Below are 17,411 nucleotides of genomic sequence, written 5' to 3' on the forward strand. Positions count from 1 at the left end.
CTGATCTGAAGAATATTCATCAATGTCCGAGGCGCTGCGCCCACGAGCTAACAGCATCTTCAATCAATGCATGGGCATGAATAAAAGCGGCCTTACCTTGACGATACGGATCCTGTATTTCTCGTTCGCTCTGCCACTTGCCGAGAAGAAATACTTTGCCTCGGGCGTGCGAGGCAATCTTCAGCACCTGATTCACATGTTGTTTTTCCATGACCAGAATCAGGTCTGATTCATTGACGATATCGGCGGTCAATTGCCGGGCCCGGAAACCCTCGGCGCTGTGCCCGTGGTCTTCCAGCACCTGGCGCGCCGAGGCTTCCATGCCTTCGCCGACCCGCGCAGAGAGACCTGCGGACGTCACCGAAATGGTTGAGGGGGTCAGCGCGTTACGCAGCAGAAGTTCTGCTGTCGGACTTCGGCAAATATTGCCAACGCACACGACGAGGATCTTTTTGAACAAGGTTTACATTCCTGTGTAATATCATTCTGCCAACATCTAGAGCGGATCTTAATGAACCCACTAGATCATTCTGCACTCAGAAATAGATTCGCCCTGTTAGTACCAGCGTATTAAGTACCACAGGGTCAAAAGCCGCCAAAACACAATTAACGGACTAAAAATAACTGTGATTTTCAGGTCTGGTTTTCCTGACAAAAAATAACATTGGCGCACTTAGTGCCATTGTTAGTTTCGAAACAGTTATCTCGAGATATCTTTTCGCCGTTGTCACTTCTCACCCGGAGAACCGACATGAAATCAGCCCATCTCAACCCCCTGAGCGCCCTGACCCTGTTACTGCTGGCGGCAACCGGCCAGAGCCAGGCCAATGAACTGTTCCCGGCATTGCCCGCCAATAAAACCATCGGGGTTCAGGTCAAAGTCCAGACCTTTTCCGCTGCCGACGCCGAGCGCGTCAAAGCCACCGGCTTCAGTTTCGTGCGTTTTGGCGTATGGACTGACAGCCTGCCCAGCGCGGCCTACCAGAAGCAGATCAGCGATGCCTTCGCCGTGGCCCGCGCAGCCGGACTGCCGGTGCTGATGACCCTGCGCGCGACCAAGCCGTTACCGGCCAATGATCTGGCGAACGCGGGGGTCGCGTATGCCAACGCGCTGACCAGCCTGGCAGCGACCTATGGCTCACAACTGGTGGCGATCGAGCTATGGAATGAGCCGGACCTCGGCACTTACTGGCCGACCGGCAATTTCGACACGACGTTCGTGCCGTTCATGAGCGCAGCGTGCAAGACCCTGCAAGACAAACCCCAGACTGTCCCGGTGATCGGTTTTGGCTTCGCCCGGCCGCCGACTGCCGGCTCGGCGTCCACCGTGGCACTCAACCGAATCGTCAGCGAATACCCCAAATGCCTCAACGCGGTCTCCTACCATCCCTACGGCATGAGCGGCACGCAGATCAGCAACGCCCAGGCGTTTATCCAGCAGAACTTCCATCTGCCGGGGGTGATCAGCGAATGGGGCATCTCGGCGCTTCCCTCCAACGGCGGAACTGAAGGCCAAGCCAGTAAAATCAGTGCATTCGTGGCCGATATCAAAACCCGCAACATTGCCCTGACCTCGATTTACGAGTGGAAAAACAGCGACACCGGCAGCAATGACCGCGAGAAGAATTTCGGTCTGTTGACGTCCGATGGCCAGCCGAAACCGGCCGAAACTGCGGTCAAAACCCAGCTGAGCCAGCAATAACCTCCATCAATGTGCTCAAGGGGCGCTGGCCGTCAGTTGCTTTGAACCTGCGGCCGATTTTGGCATCGTATTCATCGATACCGCGCCCCACCGTTCAAACAGCCGTTCTCAGGTTGTTGCCCCCGGGGAACCCGTTGCGCCTTGATGCCCTTGAGTGGCTGTCAACGCTCGGGTAATGTCGTCAAACCCACAGGACAGAGCACACCCATGACTTCCAAGCTGGAACAACTCAAACAGATGACCACCGTAGTTGCCGACACCGGCGACTTCGAAGCGATCGCCCGGGTCAAGCCGGTCGACGCCACCACCAACCCTTCCCTGCTGCTCAAGGCAGCCGCCATCCCCGCCTACGCCGAGCTGCTGAACGCCTGCGTCAGCGACTGCAAGGGCGACGTGGGTCTGGCCAGCGACCGTTTCGGCGTCGCCGTGGGCCAGGAAATCCTCAAAGTGATTCCGGGCCGCATTTCTACCGAAGTGGATGCGCGCCTGTCGTTCGACCAGGACGCCGTGCTCAAGCGTGCGCATCGCCTGATCGAGCTGTACGACAAGGCCGGCATCGGCCGCGACCGCGTGCTGATCAAGATCGCTTCGACCTGGGAAGGCATCCGCGCTGCCGAGATCCTCGAGAAGGAAGGCATCCAGACCAACCTGACCCTGCTGTTCTCCTTCGCTCAGGCTGCCGCTTGCGCTGACGCCGGGGTGTTCCTGATCTCGCCGTTCGTGGGCCGCATCTACGACTGGTACAAGAAGGCTAACGGCAACGACTACACCGGCGCCGATGATCCGGGCGTGCAGTCGGTCACCCGCATCTACAACTACTACAAGGCCAATGACTACAAGACCGTGGTCATGGGTGCCAGCTTCCGCAACCTGAGCCAGATCGAGCAACTGGCCGGCTGCGATCGCCTGACCATCAGCCCGGACCTGATCGACAAGCTCGCGGCAGACACTGGCAAACTGGAGCGCAAACTCGCCCCGGGCCACGCCGGCGAAGCGCGCCTGAGCCTCAACGAAGCACAATTCCGCTGGCTGTCCAACGAAGACGCGATGGCTACCGAGAAACTGGCTGAGGGCATCCGTCAGTTTGCCCGTGACCAGGAGAAGCTCGAGGCGCTGCTGCAGGCCAAGCTGTGATCTGAGCGGTTGAAATGCAAAAAGGGCGAACCCGGTTGGGTTCGCCCTTTTTTGTGCCTGCTGGATTATTAGTGTTTTGGCGAGAGCTATCGCGAGCAGGCTCACTCCTACAGTGGATCTGTGGATTACTCAAGATTATGCGTCGAATGAGAAACCCTGTAGGAGTGAGCCTGCTCGCGATAGGGCCAGCAGGCCCTACCCACATTTCAGGCCATCAATGCCGTTCGAGGGCATTCACCAGATCATGGAAGGCTTCACGATTGGAGTCGTTCAGGCCCATGAGGATCTTGTGCGCTTCGAGCACCTTGATCCGCACCACTTCTTCGGACTGGTCCTGATCCGGCAGGTCATCCAGGCACTCGGGGCACGGCACCGGGTGGTTGACGATGTTGAACACCTGCTCGAAGCCCATCGACTGCAGCAGACGGGTGATGTCTTCGTGGGTGGTGACGACGGTCGGCAGCAGGCCGACCTTTTGCCGCGACAGGATCGACAGTTTGGCCAGCAGGCCGAGGGTGGTGCTGTCGATGCTGCGGGTTTCGGTCAAATCGATCACGATCGCGTTGAAATTCAACGCGGTGAAGATTTTCTCAATAGTCGCATCCAACGCCGAACACAGGGTCAGGCGAACTTCACCGACGAACTTCAGGACGAAGGTGCCGTCCTGCTCGGCGAACTGGATTCTACCGGTACTCATTGAAGGTTCCTGCTCAACACCAACAGGGCGATATCATCCGGCATCTCCCCTAGCGTGGCCAATCCAAACACTTGCCGCAGACCATCCAGGCTGCCGCCCGCCGACTTCACCCGTTGGGGCAAAGCGGCTTCTTTTTCCTTGAGCGTCGGTTCTGGCAACAGATCCAGAATGCCGTCGGACATCAGCGTCAGGCTGAACGTCGGAGGCAGCTCAAGCACGTGATCTTCGTAGGTGGCCTCATTGAACAGGCCCACCGGCAAACCGCGGCCTTCGAGGTAACGAACACTGTCAGGCGTGTACAACACAGGCAACGGCAGATGGCCGCCGATGCTATAGGTCAACAAACCGGTCTCCTCGTCGATGACTCCACCGACCATTGTGACGTGTTTGCCCAGCTTACAACTGATCAGCCCCCGGTTGATATGACCAAGGACTTCCGAAGGCTTGAATTCCGGCAACGTGCCGTTGCGCTTGGACTCGAACAGCAGGCGCGTGGTCATGAACTTCAGCAGCACCGTGACGAACGCTGACGAGGCGCCATGGCCCGATACGTCGGCCAGGTAGAACGCCACCCGACGCTCGTCGACACGGAAGTAGTCGACAAAATCACCCGACAGGTACAGCGACGGGATGATCTGGTGGGCAAACTGGAACTCGTCGATGCGCCACGGGCTTTCCGGCAGCATGTTCATCTGCACCTGACGACCGGCGTTCTGGTCTTCCTGGAGCAGGTTCAGGCTGGCTTCGAGCTCGCGGTTGGCCTTCTCCAGCTTCTCGCGGTAGCGCTGGTTCTCCAGCAGCAGGCGCGCACGATCCAGCGCGCGGCGCACCGAATGCTCGAGCACGGCCAGGTCTTCGAGAGGCTTGATCAGGTAGTCCGCCGCACCCAGGCGCAGCGCCTCGACCGCGTCGTTCATCACGCCGGCACCCGAAACGACGATCATCGGCGTTTGCGGTGAGCGCTCGGTGACCTGACGGATAAGTTCGAGACCACCCATCTGCGGCATGCGCAGATCGCAGATGACCAAGTCGGGCTTGTCTTGCTCGAATACCTGAAGACCCTGTTGGCCGTTGCTGGCCTGCAGGACGCTGAAACCACTGTCTTCCAAATAGGCCGCGAGGCTCGCGCGCACTACTTCGTCATCATCGATTATCAGCAGCGTGGCACTGGTTTTTGGCATGTGGGCAAACGGCGCCAGAATTAGGTTGGCGTAGCAGGCGGGGCATCGGCCCGGCTCAGACTACTGGATTCGCTTTCTAGCCTCTCTGCTGCACCGCTTTCGAGCACTGAGCCGGAACGCGATTGCACCAGAGGTGCCCTTCTAAGGCGCAGACGGTACTCCCATCCGCGGGGCGTTTCAAGCATGCGCCGATGGTCGCTTGACGACTTTACTTGTCAAATCACCGAGAGTTATAAGAACAGCTCAAACCGTAACCCAATGGAAGGTCGAAGCCATGAGTCAAACCGGTCGGGACTACAGCGAAAAGCGCGATTTCATCCGCATGCGGGTCGATGCCGATGTGGTGTTGATTCATGAAGGGGATCAGGTGTCGGGCGTGTGCATCGACCTCTCGAGCAGTGGCATGCAGGTCGAAGCGCCGCGCCAGTTCGCGGTTGGTGACCGTTTGAGCGTGCGCATCGATTCCGAGCATGCGGCGCTGAGCGGGCTGGAAGCGGAGACCGAAGTGGTCTGGGTCAAGGCTCAGGACGGCGATGGCCAGAAGCTCGGCCTGAGCATTCTGAAGATGAAATAAGCGCACACAAAAAAGGCGGCCTCGCGGGCCGCCTTCCTGTCATCGGTCGAGATTAAAAATCGTCTTCGACGTGACCATCCTTGACCTTGAACTCGCGGTTCTGCAGGTAGGCGTTGCGGATGAAGGTGTATTTGTCGCCGCTGATCAGCTTCTCGCTCGACAGCAGGCTGGCGCGGGTGTCGACGATGTTCAGGCCGAACACCGAGTTACGGACAGGCACGTCGTTGATGTAGCGGTACGGACCGGTGTAGCTGTCGACGTACTTGGACGGTGCATCACGCAGGGTGCTCGGGCCGAGCAACGGCAGCATCACGTAAGGGCCGCTGCTGACGCCCCAGTAACCGAGGGTCTGACCGAAGTCTTCGTCACTGCGATTCAGGCCCATTTTGGTGCCGACATCGAAGAAGCCCAGCAGGCCGAAGGTGGTGTTGAAGATGATACGCGCGGTATCGACACCGGCTGCTGCCGGTTTGGCCTGCAGAATGTTGTTCGCCAGGTTGGTGACGTCACCGACGTTGCGGAACATGTTGTGGATGCCGTCTTCGAGGAACTGCGGCGTCACGAACTCATAACCCTGCGCCAGCGGCTTGAGCGCGTAGGTGTCAACGAAGTCGTTGAACTGGAAGATCGGGCGGTTGACGCTTTCCCAAGGGTCTTCTTCCGTTGCAGCGTTGGCGGCGAACGGAACCAGCAGGACGCTGGCACATACACATAGCTGAGCGAGAGGATTGCTCCAGCGCATAGAAAAACTCCTTGGATTTTTACTGGCGCGGGCACCCGGGCCCAGGCGTTAAGAGCGCTAGTATAAGCGCAAAAGCCGTTTTGGGCAGTCCACCCGTGAAGAGTAATGCAGGACGTTTCCAGGGAGCGCCTTCACACACCTGTCATCCAACTGTCACCGGCGTCGCCTAGCCTCATGCCTATTTCAGGGACGTTGCCATGACCCATGCTGAAGTCTTGCCTGTCGCCGCGCCCGGCCTGACCGCCGTGCTGTTCGGACTCAGTGGCTGTCTGGTGGATTTCGGCGCCCGTGCCCATCAACACGCCAGCGTACTGCCCGAGCACGCCCACGCCACACCCGGCGCTCTCGACAGCCTGCTCAGCCTGCAGCGCCAGCAGATTCCCTGTGCGTGGATCGACGAGCTGCCCCCTGCCCTCGCGCAACCCCTGGCGGCCTCTCTGCCGGCGTGGATCAAACCGACGCAATATTCAGCAACAATCAATCCATGGCCCGCACCGAACGCCTGCTGGCAAGCGCTGATGGTTTTGAACGTCAGCTGCCTGGATGGCTGCGTGCTGGTGAGCGGCGAGCCCCGGTTGCTGCAAGCGGGCCTCAACGCCGGGCTGTGGACCATTGGCCTGGCGTCCTGCGGCTCACTGTGCGGCCTGTCGCCGAGCGAGTGGCAAGCGCTGAGCCAGAACGAACGCGACCAACGACGCGGTAAGGCAACCCTGCAGTTGTTCGGGCTGGGCGTGCATTCGGTGATCGATCATCTGGGCGAGCTCGGCACCTGCCTGGCCGACATCAACCTGCGCCGCCTCAAGGGCGAAAAGCCCTGACCGGGATCATGCAGGTTGCAGCAGAGTGGATTAATCTAAAGGTCAGCCATAGACCTTTGGCGCGCGGCTGCGGTCAATGCCAGTGCCTCTTGATAAAAGGAACCCCACCATGCCCGCCCAAGAACTGCAAAAACAACTCGACACCCTGCGCGAGCAACTGGAGCAGAATCCTCCGCTGTCCGAAGCCGAACGTGAAGATCTGCATGCGCTGATGGCGCAGATCGAATCGGAAATCAAACTGGAGAACGCCACTCAGGATGCCAGCATCGCCGATGGCGTGAACCTGGCGGTGGACCGCTTTGAACTCGAACACCCAGCCATTGCCGGCACCCTGCGCAATATCGTCAATGCGTTGGGTAGCATGGGGATCTGATTTCCCTCCCCCTGAAATGCAAAAAGCCCTGCCAGCGCTGGCAGGGCTTTTTCATTTCCACAATTTGAAACACATTCCAATGTGGGAGCGGGCTTGCTCGCGAAAGCGGTCTGTCAGTTGATGATGCATTGGCTGACAGACCGCTTTCGCGAGCAAGCCCGCTCCCACAATTCAGATGTTTATTGACGGACCAGGCGGTGATTCGGCAGTTGTACCGCTTCGGTGCTGCGATACGGGTTGATATCCAGCCCGCCGCGACGCACATAGCGCGCAAACACCGTGAGCTTCTCCGGCTTCAGCAAACGCTGCAGGTCGAGGAAAATCCGCTCCACACACTGCTCGTGGAAGTCCGAGTGCTGGCGGAAACTGACGATGTATTCCAGCAGACTCGCGTGATCCAGCGCCGCGCCACGATATTCCACCACCACGCTGCCCCAGTCCGGCTGACTGGTCACCGGGCAGTTCGATTTGAGCAGATGGCTATGCACGCTCTCTTCGACAATCTTCGAATCATCGCAACGCAGCAGTTCCGGACGCGGATGCTCATAGTTGCTGACGCTGATGTCCAGATCGTCGATGCACACGCCCGGCAACGCCACGACGCCTTCGGCCTCGACGTCCTTCAGGCTGCGTACCCGTACGCCGACCGGTTTGCCGGCAGCGGCCGACAGGTCCTTGACCAGCGTCGCTTCCAGGCTGGCGATGTCGGTAAACGGCGTCTGATTCAGCGAGTTCAGGTACAGCTTGAACGACTTCGATTCGATGATGTTCGGCGAATCCGCCGGAATGCTGAATTCACCGATTGCCACCACCGGCTTGCCCGATGGCAACAACCACGACAGTTCGAAGCAATTCCAGAAATCCACGCCTTTATACGGCAGGGTTTCGGCGGTCAGGCCCAGCTCGGCCCATTTCGCGGTGCGCGGAATCGGGAACAGCAGGGACGGCGTGTACGTGGCGATGTATTCGCTGGATTTGCCCAGCGGCGAATGTTCGGCTGCGGGATGCATGGCGGAAACCTGACTGAAGAATCAGCGGATTCTATCAGCCTTTGCGCCCGCCTTTGAGTGCTTACTGACTGACAGTCAGTTTGCCGACCATGCCCGCCTGGTAGTGACCGGGAATATTGCAGGCGAACTCCAGGCTGGTGGCCTTGCTGAAGGTCCAGGTCAGCTCGGCGGTCTTGCCCGGCTCGACCAGCACGCTATTGGGGTCGTCGTGCTTCATGCCGTGGCCCATGCTGCCGTGATCCATACCCGCCATGTCGTGGGACATTTCTTTCATGCCGGTAGGCGTGAGCATGCCGCTTTGCTGCATCTGCAACATTTCCTGCTGGTGTTGGGCATGCATCGCGGCGTCACCGAGGTTGAATTCGTGCAGCAACTGGCCTTTATTCACCAGCACAAAGCGAACCGTCTCACCGGCCTTGACCTGAATCGCCTTGGGATCGAACGACATGTCGTTCAGTACAACTTCAATGCTGCGAGTAGCCTTGGCTGCTGGTGCCGGTTGGCCAAAATCATAAGTGTGCGCGGGAGCGGCCCAGACAGGTGAACTCAGCGCTAGCAAGCAGGCGGCGACGGCCAGAGGGTTGCGCAAAAACATAGTCATACTCCAACAAGATAAGGTTCAGCCTGTGGGAAACTCTAGCCCGCCTGCGCTGGCAGCTACCTGACAGGCAGATTACAACTTTGTCAGGTTGGCGCGTGTCGCCTGCTCCCACGGTATAACGCTTTTGTTCCTACAACCCGAGTCGCCCATGAAACTGCTGATCGTCGAAGACCAACCGAAAACCGGCCACTACCTGCGCCAGGGCCTGACCGAGGCCGGCTTCAACACAGAACTGGTGGCCGACGGCGTCAGCGGTCAGCAACTGGCGTTGAACGGGGATTATGCGCTGTTGATTCTCGACGTGATGCTGCCCGGGCGCAGTGGCTGGCAGATTCTGCAGGCGGTGCGCAACGCCGGCCTCGACACGCCGGTACTGTTTCTCACCGCCAAGGACGCCGTGGAAGACCGGGTGCACGGCCTCGAACTCGGCGCCGACGATTATCTGGTCAAACCCTTCGCCTTCTCCGAACTGCTGGCCCGGGTGCGCAGCCTGCTGCGCCGGGGCAGCGCCCTGCCCCAGGAAACCAGTCTGCAACTGGCCGACCTGCGTCTGGACCTGATTCGCCGTCGGGTCGAACGCAGTGGTCAGCGCATCGACCTGACCGCCAAGGAATTCGCCCTGCTGGAAATGCTCCTGCGCCGCCAGGGTGAAGTGTTGCCGAAATCGCTGATTGCCTCGCAAGTCTGGGACATGAACTTCGACAGCGACACCAACGTGATCGAAGTGGCGATCCGGCGCCTGCGCCTGAAGATCGACGATGACTTTCCCAACAAACTGATCCACACCGTGCGCGGCATGGGTTACGTGCTTGAAGAGCGTTCGGCCTGATGCGTCGCCTGTCGCTGAGTTCTCGTCTGGCTCTGCTGTTTGCCGCGTGCACCGCCGTGGTCTCGCTGTTCGCCGGGGTGCTGTTCAGCCGCGCCAGCGAGGCGCACTTCATTGAGCTCGACCAGCAATTGCTCGACGGCAAGCTGATCGGTTTGCGCCGTGCCTTGCAGGATGTGCAACCGGCTCAGCGTGAGGCGCGGCTGGCGGATGAGCTGAGCCGTCAGGCCGATCTGGCGCTGCGTATTACCGGCAGTGACGGCCAGCGCTGGTACGACAGCTCGATCAATTTACCGCAGGACTTGCCGCAACAGCCGGGCCTGTCGACCATCAGCCATGACGGCGCCGACTACCGCGTGCTCAACGCCCCGCTCTACCCTGACAAAACCGACTCGCCACAGCTCACTCTGCTGCTGGACATCACCCATCACCAGCACTTCCTGCAACGCATGCAGCATCTGATCTGGCTGACCGTCGGCTTGTCGGCCCTGGCCACTGCGCTGCTCGGCGCCTGGGCTGCACGCAGCGGCTTGCGTCCGCTGCGGCGCATGAGTGCAGTGGCGCGTGGGATTTCCGCACATTCGCTCAACGCCCGACTGCCGGAAGCGCAAATGCCGCCAGAACTTGCGGAAATGGCCCACAGCTTCAACGCCATGCTCGGACGCCTCGACGACTCGTTTCAACGGTTGTCGGCGTTCTCTGCCGACATCGCCCATGAACTGCGCACACCGCTGTCGAATCTGCTGACCCACACCCAGGTCACCCTCACCCGCCCGCGACCGATCGAGGATTACCGCGAAGCCCTGCACAGCAATCTCGAAGAACTGCAATGGATGGCGCAACTGGTCAACGACATGCTTTATCTGGCCAAGGCTGATCACGGTTTGCTGATGCCCAAGCGTGAGGCACTGGAGCTGGCGGATGAGAGCGATGTGTTGCTGGAGTTTTTCGCGCCACTGGCCGAGGACGCCGGGGTGACGCTGAGCCGCGAAGGTCACGCGCGCATGGAAGGTGATCGCAATATGTTGCGCCGGGCCTTGTCGAATCTGCTGGATAACGCGCTGCGCTTCACTCCGGCGGCGGGCAGCGTGAGGCTGTCCATTGTCGATCAACTGGATGCCGTGCAGGTGTCGGTGGAGAACAGTGGCGAGGGCATTTCAGCAGAATTGTTGCCGCGGCTGTTTGACCGGTTTTATCGGGCGGATCCGGCTCGGCAGGAAGGCAGCAGTGAGCATGCGGGGTTGGGGCTGGCGATTACCCAATCGATCGTCCGCGCGCATGGTGGGCAGATTCATTGCGAATCGGCTGCGGGGTGGACGCGGTTTGTGATCGAGTTGCCCAAGGGGAATTGAGGCCAGCAGGCCCGGCCCCTTCGCGAGCAAGCCCGCTCCCACATTGGATCTGCGTTAACCCTGAATTTGTATCACTGTGGGGGTTAGCTAGCCACACAGGGGATCTGTGTCATACACAAATTCCCTGTGGGAGCGGGCTTGCTCGCGAAGGCGATATTGAAGCTTACGAATATCTCAGCGCATGCGCCGGCTCGATCTTCGCCGCCCGCAACGCCGGGTACACCGTCGCCAGGAAGCTCAGAATAAAGCCCGCCGAGCAGATCAACAGCACATCCCCGCCCTGCAATTCCGAAGGCAGGTTGCTGACGAAGTACACGTCGGAACTGAAGATGTGCTGCCCGGTAACGCGCTCAACCCAGCCGACCATCTCGCTGACATTCAGTGCCGCGATCACGCCGAGCACGCCGCCAATCAGTGTGCCGACAATGCCGATCACCGTACCCTGCACCATGAAGATCGCCATGATCTGCCGTGGCGTGGCGCCGATGGTACGCAGGATCGCGATGTCTGCGCCTTTGTCGTTCACCACCATGATCAGCGTGGCGATGATGTTGAACGCCGCCACAGCGACGATCATCAGCAACAGCAGGCCGATCATGGTTTTTTCCATTTTCATCGCGCTGAACAGGCTACCCTGGGTGTGAGTCCAGTCGTCAGCCTTGAACTCGGCACCGAGGCCTGCGGCGATGTCCGAGGAGACTTTCGGCGCGGCGTACAGATCCTTCACCGCCAGGCGCACGCTCTGCACCTGATTCGGCTGCCAGTGCTGCATGGTCGCGGCATCGGCCACGTGGATCAGCCCCATCGAACCGTCCAGTTCGGCGCCGACCTTGAACACACCGACCACGTTCAGGCGCTGCATGCGCGGGGTAATGCCCCCCGGTGCGGTGCTGACCTCCGGGACGATCAAGGTGATCTTGTCGCCGACGTTGAGGCGGAAGCGGCGCGCGGTGATTTCACCGATCACTACACCGAACTCGCCCGGTTTCAGGTCATCGAGACGTCCCTGCACAATGTGCTGGGCCACGATCGACACCTTGCCTTCCTGGGCCGGATCAACACCGCTGATCTGGATCGGCTGCATCAGGCCCTTGTAGGACAGCATGCCTTCCATCTCGGTGAACGGCACGGCGGCGGTCACTTCAGGATTTTTCAGCGCGGCGGCGGCGACCGGCTGCCAGTCATCGATCGGCTTGACGCCAACGATGGTCGCGTGCGGCACCATGCCGAGGATGCGCGAGCTCATTTCACGCTGGAAGCCGTTCATCACCGACAGCACCACGATCATCGCCAGCACGCCGAGGGCGAGCCCGATCATCGAAGTCATCGAGATGAACGAAACAAAGCGATTGCGGCGCTTGGCGCGGGTATAGCGCGTGCCGATAAAGATCGATAACGGTCTGAACATTCGCTGGGGCACCGTATAAAAAATCAAGCTTAAAAAAGCGGCCAATCGCTTGAGAGCGTAGCGAGCGAAGGAAAGACAAGGCAAAAACAGGCGAGGAAGCGGAGTCTACTGGCTGTAAATGAGCATTCCGAGCCTGTTTTTAACGCAGTATTTCCGAGCGCAGTAGCTCTCAAGGGATTGGAGTCAGGCAGCCTTCCTGCAATTGAAGGACGCGGTCCATCTGGCGGGCCAGGTTCATGTCGTGAGTCACCACCAGGAACGCCGTGCGCATCGAAGTGCTGAGTTCCAGCATCAAGTCCTGGATGCCTTCGGCGGTGTGCGAATCAAGGTTGCCGGTTGGCTCGTCGAGCATCACCAGGCCTGGATTGTTCACCAGCGCACGGGCGATAGCCACACGCTGGCGTTCACCACCGGACAGCTCGGCCGGTTTGTGCTCCAGACGATGGCCCAGCCCCACCCGCTCCAGCAACGCGGTAGCGCGCTGACGTGCTTGCGGGATCGCGGTCTTGCCGATCAGCAGCGGCATGCAGACGTTTTCCAGCGCGGTGAATTCCGGCAGCAAGTGGTGGAACTGGTACACGAACCCCAAGGCACGGTTACGCAGCAGGCCACGCTTCTTCTCGCTCAGCGCCGACAGTTCTTCGCCGTCGAGCCAGACGCTGCCTTCAGTCGGCGTGTCGAGACCGCCGAGCAGGTTGAGCAAGGTACTTTTGCCGGAACCGGACTTGCCGACGATCGCCACACGCTCGCCCGGGTGCAACTCCAGTTGCAGACCGGCCAACACTTGCACCGACTCCGGGCCTTCCTCGTAGGATTTGCCCAGGTTGCGGCAGCTCAAAATTGCTTTATCACTCATGCCCGACTCACTCATAACGTAGCGCCTCCGCCGGCTGGGTGCGCGCAGCACGCCAGGCGGGATACAGGGTGGCGAGGAAACTCAGGACCAACGCAGCAGCGCAGACCATGACCACGTCCTGGCTCTGCACCTGCGACGGCAGGTAATCAATGAAATACACATCGGCGTTGAGGAACTTGTGGCCGATCAGCCCTTCGAGGGCGGAAATCGCCGCACTGACGTTGAGCGCAGCGAGAATACCGAGCACCGCACCAATCGCCGTACCGACCACGCCGATCACGGTGCCCTGCACCATGAACGTGCGCATGATCGTCCCCGGCGTGGCGCCGAGGGTACGCAGAATGGCGATGTCGCTCTTCTTGTCATTTACCACCATCACCAGCGTGGAAATGATGTTGAACGCAGCCACCGCGACGATCAGCAGCAACAGCAGACCGATCATGGCTTTTTCCATGCGGATCGCCTGATACAGGTTGCCGTGGGTGCGGGTCCAGTCGCGGGCGTAGTAATGGTCTTCGCCCAGTTGCTGGGCGATGGTCCAGGCCACGCGCGGCGCCTGGAACAGATCATCGAACTTCAACCGGATGCCCTGCACCTGATCAGGCTTCCAGCGGTGCATTTTCGCCAGATCCTGCAGGTTGGTGACGCCCAGATAGCCGTCCAGCTCACCGGCGCCGACATGGAAGATGCCGACCACGGTAAAGCGCTTCATGCGCGGGAACATCCCGGCGGGGGTCACGCTGACCTCCGGCGCGACGAAGGTGACCTTGTCACCGAGGCCCACGCCGAGCTTGGTCGCAGCCTTGTCGCCGATGACGATGCCGAAGCTGCCCGGCGTCAGGTCGTCGAGTTTGCCCTGCTTCATGAAGTTGTCGATGATCGACACATTGCGCTCGAGCGCGGGGTCGATGGCGTTGAGCAACACCTTGGACACCTGGCCGTTGTTGGTCAGCAAACCCTGCATCTGAGTAAACGGCGCAACGGCCGTCACCTCAGGGTTGCGCTTGACCTTGGCGGCCAGGCTCTGCCAATCGTTGATCGGTTCGCCGGTTTCAAGAGTCGCGTGGGGCACCATGCCCAACACGCGGGTGCGCATCTCATGATCGAAGCCGTTCATCACCGAAAGCACCACGATCATCACGATCACGCCGAGGGCGAGCCCGATCATCGAAGTCAGGGAAATGAATGACACAAAATGATTGCGACGCTTTGCACGGGTATAACGCGTGCCGATAAATACGAAGAGAGGTCTGAACATGTCGGGGCTTGTTCGGAGGGAAAAGGAACGTCCTTGTGGCGGGGGTCGATAACCAGCTTTACACTCAGACCACCGCCGCTACCATGGGTTCGCCATGTCGACATTAGATGAAGAAGATCGCCGCGAATACTACCGTATCGAGGACATGATCGCACTGGAAATTCGGCCCCTGTCCGCTCCCGAAGCCGCAGGCCAGGAAGTGTTGCAGGATGCTTCCCCGCTGTTCAACCTGCTCAGCGAACTGCACCTGAGCGAATTCGAGTCGCAGCACCTGTTACGCCAGATCAGCGAGCGCGACCGGGCGATCGCCGCGTTTCTCAAATCCCAGAACAAACGCATCGACCTGCTCAGCCAGGTGGTCGCCCTGACCGTGCTCGGCCATATCGGCGAGCCGCAACCGGTGATCATCTCCGAAGGCGGGATCGACTTTCAGCACCCGACCCCGATTGCCACTGGCGCGCACCTTTCGGTGAAACTGGTGCTGATGCCGCAGGCACTGGGCCTGCTGCTGCGCGCCCGCGTCACCCATTGCGACCGCAAGGGCGACGGCTACGACGTCGGCACCGAGTTCGAACACTTGACCGACGCCCAGCGCCAGTTGCTCGCCCGCTATATCTTGCAGAAACAGGCCCAGGAACGACGCCTGGCCCGTGAACAGAACGAATCAGGCATTTAAATTAAGGAAGCACCGTGACCCTCATCTACGGCCACCGCGGCGCCAAGGGCGAAGCACCGGAAAATACCCTGACCAGTTTTCAGGAATGTCTCAAGCACGGCGTGCGCCGTTGCGAACTGGATCTGCACCTGTCCAAGGACGGCGAGCTGATGGTGATCCACGACCCGACCCTCAAGCGCACCACCGACCGGCGCGGCAAGGTGGTCGAGCACACCGCCGCCGAACTGGTGACCTACGACGCGCGCAAGGGCGGCCCGGGCTGGATCAAGCCGTGCCCGATTCCGACACTGGAAGAGCTGTTCGAAAAATGTGATTTCGAGCACTGGCAGCTGGAAGTCAAAAGTGCATCGCGCACCCGCGCCGCGACTACCGTACTGGCGATTCGCGAAATGGCCCAGCGTCATGGCCTGCTGGACAAGGTCACCATCACTTCGAGCTCGCGGGAAGTGCTGAAAGCGGCGCTGGACCTGGTACCGGACGTGTCGCGTGGACTGGTGGCCGAATACGCCTGGCTCGACCCGCTAAAGGTCGCGGCCAGCTATGGCTGTGAGATTCTGGCTCTGAACTGGACGCTGTGTACGCCGGAACGCCTGCAGAAGGCGCAGCGTCAGGGGCTGCATGTCTCGGTGTGGACCGTCAACGAGCCTGCGCTGATGCGCAGACTCGCCGACTTCGGCGTTGACAGCCTGATTACAGACTTTCCCGGTTTGGCCACTGCCACCCTCGAGAATTGCTGAAATCGGTCTCCCCGGCCGGCTCAGGCCACCGGCCGGAGCCCGTCAAAAAAGCCGGTTGAGGCCGTCGTACGCCGCTACCCGATAGGCTTCGGCCATTGTCGGGTAGTTGAACGTGGTGTTGACGAAGTACTTCAGCGTATTCAACTCGCCCGGCTGGCTCATGATCGCCTGACCGATGTGCACGATCTCCGACGCCTGATAACCGAAGCAGTGGACGCCCAGCACTTCCAGGGTTTCACGGTGGAACAGGATCTTCAGCATGCCTTGCGGCTCGCCGGCGATCTGCGCACGCGCCATGCTCTTGAAGAACGCCTTGCCGACTTCGTACGGCACCTTGGCCTGGGTCAGCTCCTGCTCGTTCTTGCCGATCGAACTGATCTCCGGAATGGTGTAGATACCGGTCGGCACGTCATTCACAAAGCGCCAGCTGCCGTTATCGACGATGCTGCCGGCAGCCGAACGACCTTGGTCGTGGGCGGCACTGGCCAGGCTCGGCCAGCCGATCACGTCGCCAGCGCCATAGATGTTCGGCACGCAGGTGCGGTAGGCCTCGTCGACTTCGATCTGGCCACGGCTGTTGACCTTGACCCCGATGTTTTCCAGACCGAGCTGGTCGGTGTTACCGGTACGGCCGTTGCACCAGAGCAAGGCATCGGCCTTGATCTTCTTGCCGGACTTCAGGTGCAGGATAACCCCGTTATCGACGCCCTCAACGCGATCGTAGTCCTCGTTGTGGCGCACGGTGATGTTGTTGTTGCTGAAGTGATAGCTCAACGCCTGGGAGATTTCCGAGTCGAGGAAGCTCAACAACTGACCACGGTTGTCCACCAGCTCAACCAATACACCCAGACCGCTGAAGATCGAGGCGTATTCGCAACCGATCACACCGGCGCCGTAAACGATGAGTTTGCGCGGGGTGTGGCCGAGGCTGAGGATGGTGTCGCTATCGTAGATACGCGGGTGATTGAAATCGATGTCCGCCGGGCGATAAGGGCGCGAACCGGTGGCGATGATGATGTGCTTGGCCACCAGCTTCTCGACCACGCCGTTGGCGCAGACCACTTCGATGGTTTGCTCGTCGGCGAAGCTGCCGGTGCCGAAGAACACGTCGACGCGGTTACGGGCGTAGTAGCCAGTGCGCGAAGCGACTTGTTTGGAGATAACCTTTTCAGCGCTTTTCAACACGTCCGGGAAGGAGAACCAGCGCGGTTCGCCGATCGCCCGGAACATCGGGTTGGTGTTGAACTGCATGATCTGCCGCACCGAGTGACGCAGGGCCTTGGACGGGATGGTTCCCAGGTGGGTGCAGTTACCGCCGACCTGGCGACGGCTGTCGACCATCGCCACCTTGCGCCCTGCTTTGGCGGCGTTCATTGCCGCGCCTTCTCCCGCCGGGCCGGAACCCAACACCACCACGTCGTAGTTGTAGACAGCCATGCGTACTCCTCAGAACAGGCCGCGGTGCC

General features: G+C 60.1%; 19 protein-coding genes. 9 read left to right on the forward strand and 10 right to left on the reverse strand.

Going from position 1 to position 17,411, the window contains the following annotated elements:
* Nucleotides 1-19 precede the first annotated feature (19 nt).
* Nucleotides 20-460, reverse strand: a complete 441-nt coding sequence (locus E4T63_RS18610) for a low molecular weight protein-tyrosine-phosphatase (RefSeq protein ID WP_007968224.1) — start codon at nt 458-460, stop codon at nt 20-22.
* 291 nt (nt 461-751) lie between these two features.
* On the opposite strand from E4T63_RS18610, the gene E4T63_RS18615 reads away from it, so the two are divergent.
* Both E4T63_RS18615 and tal read left to right on the forward strand, forming a co-directional pair.
* Nucleotides 752-1,702, forward strand: a complete 951-nt coding sequence (locus tag E4T63_RS18615) for a glycosyl hydrolase family 5 (RefSeq protein WP_135296236.1) — start codon at nt 752-754, stop codon at nt 1,700-1,702.
* A gap of 207 nt (nt 1,703-1,909) precedes the next feature.
* Nucleotides 1,910-2,836: a transaldolase gene (gene tal / locus E4T63_RS18620; RefSeq protein WP_027611470.1), complete on the forward strand. Its 927-nt coding sequence runs from the start codon at nt 1,910-1,912 to the stop codon at nt 2,834-2,836.
* A gap of 214 nt (nt 2,837-3,050) precedes the next feature.
* Here tal and rssC read toward each other — a convergent pair whose 3' ends face one another.
* Together rssC and rssB are read right to left on the reverse strand one after the other, a co-directional pair.
* Nucleotides 3,051-3,533 carry an anti-sigma factor antagonist RssC gene (gene rssC, locus E4T63_RS18625; RefSeq protein WP_003226553.1) on the reverse strand — a complete coding sequence of 161 codons (483 nt, stop codon included), beginning with the start codon at nt 3,531-3,533 and terminating at the stop codon, nt 3,051-3,053.
* A complete protein-coding gene (gene rssB, locus E4T63_RS18630; protein ID WP_041074010.1) occupies nt 3,530-4,714 on the reverse strand; it encodes a two-component system response regulator RssB in 1,185 nt (394 codons plus the stop codon). The genes rssC and rssB overlap by 4 nt, the downstream gene beginning before the upstream one ends.
* A gap of 274 nt (nt 4,715-4,988) precedes the next feature.
* Here rssB and E4T63_RS18635 point away from each other — a divergent pair, with 274 nt between their 5' ends.
* On the forward strand, nt 4,989-5,288 hold the full coding sequence (locus tag E4T63_RS18635) for a PilZ domain-containing protein (RefSeq protein WP_135296237.1): 300 nt from the start codon (nt 4,989-4,991) through the stop codon (nt 5,286-5,288).
* Nucleotides 5,289-5,340: 52 nt separating this feature from the next.
* Here the strand turns inward: E4T63_RS18635 and E4T63_RS18640 are convergent, their stop codons facing one another.
* Entirely contained in the window at nt 5,341-6,030 is a 690-nt protein-coding gene (locus E4T63_RS18640; protein WP_098964788.1) for an MlaA family lipoprotein, read from the reverse strand.
* Between the two features lie 197 nt (nt 6,031-6,227).
* Between E4T63_RS18640 and E4T63_RS18645 the strand changes: the two genes are divergently transcribed.
* Nucleotides 6,228-6,848, forward strand: coding sequence for an HAD family phosphatase (locus tag E4T63_RS18645; RefSeq protein ID WP_135296238.1), 621 nt, complete (start codon nt 6,228-6,230; stop codon nt 6,846-6,848).
* Nucleotides 6,849-6,957: 109 nt separating this feature from the next.
* Nucleotides 6,958-7,221 (forward strand): DUF4404 family protein, encoded by a 264-nt coding sequence (locus E4T63_RS18650; RefSeq protein ID WP_135296239.1) that lies wholly within the window; start codon nt 6,958-6,960, stop codon nt 7,219-7,221.
* Nucleotides 7,222-7,400: 179 nt separating this feature from the next.
* Here the strand turns inward: E4T63_RS18650 and queF are convergent, their stop codons facing one another.
* Together queF and E4T63_RS18660 are read right to left on the reverse strand one after the other, a co-directional pair.
* Nucleotides 7,401-8,231 carry an NADPH-dependent 7-cyano-7-deazaguanine reductase QueF gene (gene queF / locus E4T63_RS18655; RefSeq protein ID WP_135296240.1) on the reverse strand — a complete coding sequence of 277 codons (831 nt, stop codon included), beginning with the start codon at nt 8,229-8,231 and terminating at the stop codon, nt 7,401-7,403.
* A gap of 61 nt (nt 8,232-8,292) precedes the next feature.
* The gene (locus E4T63_RS18660; RefSeq protein WP_095668725.1) at nt 8,293-8,826 is read right to left on the reverse strand and encodes a copper-resistant cuproprotein CopI; all 534 of its coding nucleotides are present in this window, start codon (nt 8,824-8,826) and stop codon (nt 8,293-8,295) included.
* A gap of 154 nt (nt 8,827-8,980) precedes the next feature.
* Here E4T63_RS18660 and E4T63_RS18665 point away from each other — a divergent pair, with 154 nt between their 5' ends.
* Both E4T63_RS18665 and E4T63_RS18670 read left to right on the forward strand, forming a co-directional pair.
* Nucleotides 8,981-9,661, forward strand: a complete 681-nt coding sequence (locus E4T63_RS18665; RefSeq protein ID WP_135296241.1) for a heavy metal response regulator transcription factor — start codon at nt 8,981-8,983, stop codon at nt 9,659-9,661.
* A complete protein-coding gene (locus E4T63_RS18670) occupies nt 9,661-11,010 on the forward strand; it encodes a heavy metal sensor histidine kinase (RefSeq protein ID WP_135296242.1) in 1,350 nt (449 codons plus the stop codon). Before E4T63_RS18665 ends, E4T63_RS18670 begins: the two co-directional genes overlap by 1 nt.
* A 163-nt stretch (nt 11,011-11,173) precedes the next feature.
* On the opposite strand, the gene E4T63_RS18675 is transcribed toward E4T63_RS18670, so the two are convergent.
* The 3 genes from E4T63_RS18675 to E4T63_RS18685 all read right to left on the reverse strand — a co-directional run bounded on the left by E4T63_RS18675 (nt 11,174) and on the right by E4T63_RS18685 (nt 14,532).
* Complete coding sequence (locus E4T63_RS18675) at nt 11,174-12,418, reverse strand: lipoprotein-releasing ABC transporter permease subunit (protein ID WP_041068958.1); 1,245 nt, start codon at nt 12,416-12,418, stop codon at nt 11,174-11,176.
* Nucleotides 12,419-12,587: 169 nt separating this feature from the next.
* Nucleotides 12,588-13,274, reverse strand: coding sequence for a lipoprotein-releasing ABC transporter ATP-binding protein LolD (lolD, locus tag E4T63_RS18680; RefSeq protein WP_167797081.1), 687 nt, complete (start codon nt 13,272-13,274; stop codon nt 12,588-12,590).
* 7 nt (nt 13,275-13,281) lie between these two features.
* Nucleotides 13,282-14,532, reverse strand: coding sequence for a lipoprotein-releasing ABC transporter permease subunit (locus E4T63_RS18685; protein WP_041068963.1), 1,251 nt, complete (start codon nt 14,530-14,532; stop codon nt 13,282-13,284).
* Between the two features lie 94 nt (nt 14,533-14,626).
* Between E4T63_RS18685 and E4T63_RS18690 the strand changes: the two genes are divergently transcribed.
* Together E4T63_RS18690 and E4T63_RS18695 are read left to right on the forward strand one after the other, a co-directional pair.
* Nucleotides 14,627-15,208, forward strand: coding sequence for a PilZ domain-containing protein (locus E4T63_RS18690; protein WP_007968195.1), 582 nt, complete (start codon nt 14,627-14,629; stop codon nt 15,206-15,208).
* Between the two features lie 14 nt (nt 15,209-15,222).
* Nucleotides 15,223-15,945 (forward strand): glycerophosphodiester phosphodiesterase, encoded by a 723-nt coding sequence (locus E4T63_RS18695; protein WP_003226579.1) that lies wholly within the window; start codon nt 15,223-15,225, stop codon nt 15,943-15,945.
* Between the two features lie 42 nt (nt 15,946-15,987).
* On the opposite strand, the gene sthA is transcribed toward E4T63_RS18695, so the two are convergent.
* Nucleotides 15,988-17,382, reverse strand: coding sequence for a Si-specific NAD(P)(+) transhydrogenase (gene sthA, locus E4T63_RS18700; RefSeq protein ID WP_003226580.1), 1,395 nt, complete (start codon nt 17,380-17,382; stop codon nt 15,988-15,990).
* Between the last annotated feature and the right edge of the window lie 29 nt (nt 17,383-17,411).

The sequence above is a fragment of the Pseudomonas fluorescens genome (assembly GCF_004683905.1).
GTDB classification, from domain to species: Bacteria; Pseudomonadota; Gammaproteobacteria; order Pseudomonadales; family Pseudomonadaceae; genus Aquipseudomonas; species Aquipseudomonas putida_A.

Bases quoted from the DNA above. Each gene is read 5' to 3' on its own strand.
- E4T63_RS18615 (WP_135296236.1), top strand. From the start codon at position 752: ATGAAATCAGCCCATCTCAACCCCCTGAGCGCCCTGACCCTGTTACTG.
- tal (WP_027611470.1), top strand. From the start codon at position 1,910: ATGACTTCCAAGCTGGAACAACTCAAACAGATGACCACCGTAGTTGCC.
- rssC (WP_003226553.1), bottom strand. From the start codon at position 3,533: ATGAGTACCGGTAGAATCCAGTTCGCCGAGCAGGACGGCACCTTCGTC.
- rssB (WP_041074010.1), bottom strand. From the start codon at position 4,714: ATGCCAAAAACCAGTGCCACGCTGCTGATAATCGATGATGACGAAGTA.
- E4T63_RS18635 (WP_135296237.1), top strand. From the start codon at position 4,989: ATGAGTCAAACCGGTCGGGACTACAGCGAAAAGCGCGATTTCATCCGC.
- E4T63_RS18640 (WP_098964788.1), bottom strand. From the start codon at position 6,030: ATGCGCTGGAGCAATCCTCTCGCTCAGCTATGTGTATGTGCCAGCGTC.
- E4T63_RS18645 (WP_135296238.1), top strand. From the start codon at position 6,228: ATGACCCATGCTGAAGTCTTGCCTGTCGCCGCGCCCGGCCTGACCGCC.
- E4T63_RS18650 (WP_135296239.1), top strand. From the start codon at position 6,958: ATGCCCGCCCAAGAACTGCAAAAACAACTCGACACCCTGCGCGAGCAA.
- queF (WP_135296240.1), bottom strand. From the start codon at position 8,231: ATGCATCCCGCAGCCGAACATTCGCCGCTGGGCAAATCCAGCGAATAC.
- E4T63_RS18660 (WP_095668725.1), bottom strand. From the start codon at position 8,826: ATGTTTTTGCGCAACCCTCTGGCCGTCGCCGCCTGCTTGCTAGCGCTG.
- E4T63_RS18665 (WP_135296241.1), top strand. From the start codon at position 8,981: ATGAAACTGCTGATCGTCGAAGACCAACCGAAAACCGGCCACTACCTG.
- E4T63_RS18670 (WP_135296242.1), top strand. From the start codon at position 9,661: ATGCGTCGCCTGTCGCTGAGTTCTCGTCTGGCTCTGCTGTTTGCCGCG.
- E4T63_RS18675 (WP_041068958.1), bottom strand. From the start codon at position 12,418: ATGTTCAGACCGTTATCGATCTTTATCGGCACGCGCTATACCCGCGCC.
- lolD (WP_167797081.1), bottom strand. From the start codon at position 13,274: ATGAGTGATAAAGCAATTTTGAGCTGCCGCAACCTGGGCAAATCCTAC.
- E4T63_RS18685 (WP_041068963.1), bottom strand. From the start codon at position 14,532: ATGTTCAGACCTCTCTTCGTATTTATCGGCACGCGTTATACCCGTGCA.
- E4T63_RS18690 (WP_007968195.1), top strand. From the start codon at position 14,627: ATGTCGACATTAGATGAAGAAGATCGCCGCGAATACTACCGTATCGAG.
- sthA (WP_003226580.1), bottom strand. From the start codon at position 17,382: ATGGCTGTCTACAACTACGACGTGGTGGTGTTGGGTTCCGGCCCGGCG.